Annotated in this window: 2 protein-coding genes and 1 pseudogene; 2 read left to right on the top strand and 1 reads right to left on the bottom strand. The window is 67.9% G+C overall.

Translation table 11 applies throughout. The annotated features are described in order from the left end of the window. Together VFG33_RS31390 and VFG33_RS31385 are read left to right on the top strand one after the other, a co-directional pair. Positions 1-1,356, top strand: a complete 1,356-nt coding sequence (locus VFG33_RS31390) for a GH1 family beta-glucosidase (protein WP_325056611.1) — start codon at positions 1-3, stop codon at positions 1,354-1,356. Positions 1,357-1,369: 13 nt separating this feature from the next. Next, the gene (locus VFG33_RS31385) at positions 1,370-2,440 is read left to right on the top strand and encodes a LacI family DNA-binding transcriptional regulator (protein ID WP_325056610.1); all 1,071 of its coding nucleotides are present in this window, start codon (positions 1,370-1,372) and stop codon (positions 2,438-2,440) included. On the opposite strand, the pseudogene VFG33_RS31380 reads toward VFG33_RS31385, so the two are convergent. Further along, positions 2,437-2,618: pseudogene (locus VFG33_RS31380) on the bottom strand (cupin); the annotation flags it as partial. The gene VFG33_RS31385 and the pseudogene VFG33_RS31380 sit on opposite strands and share 4 nt — an antisense overlap.

The following is a 2,618-nucleotide window of genomic DNA, read 5'->3' as shown; positions in this document are numbered from 1 at the left end:
ATGAGTGACGCTGCCCGTTCAGCCAACACCTTTCCCGAGGGCTTCGTCTGGGGTGCGGCTACCGCCGCCTACCAGGTCGAGGGCGCGGTGGACGCGGACGGTCGTGGCCAGTCGATCTGGGACACGTTCTGCCGCGTCCCGGGAGCCATCGCCGGTGGCGACACCGGTGACGTCGCCTGCGACCAGTACCACCGGTACGCCGAGGACATCGGCCTGCTGGCGGACCTCGGACTCGGCGCCTACCGGTTCTCCATCGCCTGGCCGCGGGTGCAGCCGGACGGCTCGGGCGCGATCAACCAGAAGGGCCTGGACCACTACCGGCGGGTCGTCGACGAACTACTGGCCCGGGACGTCGTGCCGTACGTGACGCTCTACCACTGGGACCTCCCACAAGCCCTGCAGGACAAGGGCGGCTGGCCGGCGCGCGACACCGCGTACAGGTTCGCCCACTATGCGGCGGTGGTGCACGACGCGCTCGGGGATGTCGTCAAGCAGTGGACCACGTTGAACGAGCCGAAGGTGTCGAGTCACGCCGGCTACGGCAGCGGTATTCATGCACCTGGCATCAAGGACCCCGTACTGCGTGACCGCGCTGTCCATCACCTCTTGCTGGCGCACGGGTTGAGCCTGGACGTACTGCGTCGTGGTCGGCATGCGGCGGGGCAGCAGGTGGGCCTTACGCTCGACGTGAGCCCAGTGGTGCCCGCGAGCGACTCGCAGGCGGATGTAGACGCAGCACGGCGAGTCGACGTCGACAGCCACCGGTTGTTCCTCGATCCCGTACTGCGGGGCGTCTACCCGGTGCAGCTGGACTGTGTGGAGGACGGCGACCTCGAGCTGATCAGTGCGCCGATCGACTTCCTCGGTATCAACTACTACCGCAGGATTCTCGTGCGTGCCGCTCCCACCGGAGATCAGCGAGCCGAGACCATCCTGCCGGAAGGTGTTCCGGTCACAGCGGTCAATTGGCCGGTTCAGCCGGACGGGCTGCGCGAAGTACTGGTGGATCTGCACACGACCTATGAGGAGCTGCCGCCTGTCTACATCACGGAGAACGGCGCCGCGTACGACGACGTACCGGCCGAGGACGGGACCGTCGACGACCCGCAGCGGGTGGACTACCTTCAGACACACCTGGCCGCGTTGCGGACGGCGATCGCTGCAGGCGTCGATGTCAGGGGGTACTTCGTCTGGACCCTGCTGGACAACTTCGAGTGGGCCGAGGGCTACGCCAAGCGGTTCGGCATCGTGCATGTCGACTACGCGACCCAGACCCGGACACCGAAGACCAGCGCGGGCTGGCTGGGCCGGGTGGCGCGCGCCAACGCCTTGCCGTCGGGTGACAGTACGGACTGACATGATTAGGCCCGTGGCAGGCAGGCCGACGTCGACAACCGAGCCCGCCGCTCACCCGAAGTCCCGGGGAGCGGCGCGCCGGGCGATGCGGCGTGGGCCGACCATCGACGACGTGGCGGAGCTCGCCGGGGTGTCGCGCGGCACGGTGTCGAGGGTGCTCAACGGCGGTCACTACGTCAGCGCTGCCTCGCTGGAGGCCGTGCAGCAGGCGATGACGAAGACCGGCTACACGGTCAACCAGAGTGCCCGGAGCCTGGTCACCAAGCGGTCCAACGCGATCGGGTTCGTGCTGTCGGAGCCGCAGGAGCGCTTGTTCGAGGACCCGAACTTCAGCGTGCTGCTGCGGTCGTGCACGCAGGCGCTGGCCGAGCAGGACATCAGCCTGGTGCTGATGCTCGAGGCCAGCGATGCCGAGCGGGACAGGATCCTGCGGTACGTCCGCGGCGAGCACGTGGACGGCGTCCTGCTGATCTCCTCGCACTCCGGCGATCCGCTGATCTCCGAGCTGGCTCAGGCCGGCGTACCGGCGGTCGCCTGTGGCAAACCGCTCGCACCTGACGACATCCTTCCGTACGTCGCTGCCGACGACCGGGAAGGTGCTCGCCAGATGACGCGGTACCTGGTCGAGCAGGGGCACAAGCGGATCGGGATGATCAGCGCGCCCCAGATCGCCGGGGGACAGGAGCGCCTGCAGGGCTACCAGGATGTGCTCGGGCGGAAGGCGCTCAAGCGGCTCGTGGTCTCCGCGACCGACTACAGCCAGGAGGCGGGCCGGTCCGCGATGGAGCAGTTGCTCAAGGCAAGCCCGGACCTCGATGCGGTGTTCGCGGCCTCGGACCTGCTCGCCTCTGGAGCGCTGGTCGAGTTGCGTCGGGCCGGTCGCCGGGTGCCGGAAGACGTGGCTGTCGGTGGCTTCGACGACTCCCGGATCGCGCGAGAGTCGGATCCGCCCCTCACCACGATCCGGCAGCCGCTCGAGCTGGTCGCGCGGGAGATGGTGGACCTGCTGCTACGGCTGGTGGAAGGCGAGGACGAAGGCCCGCGGATCCTCCCGACCGAGCTTGTGATCCGCACGACCGCCTAACGGATGAACTGGTCCACGTAGTCGGCGCCGAGGCCGTTCTTGCCGTAGTGGTCGCGGCAGAGCTGGATCTTCGTGAACGTGTCCTCGTAGCCGGTCTGGTTGCCGTCGTCGTCGACGTAGATCATCGCCCCGGAGATGTTGAAGAAGGTGATCATCTCGGTGGTGTTCTCCGGCACCC

It is taken from the genome of Kribbella sp., assembly GCF_035687465.1.
In the GTDB taxonomy this organism is placed as follows: Bacteria; Actinomycetota; Actinomycetes; order Propionibacteriales; family Kribbellaceae; genus Kribbella.
The sequence above is the reverse complement of the archived record's forward strand: the minus strand, read 5'-3'. Positions and strand labels throughout refer to the sequence as shown.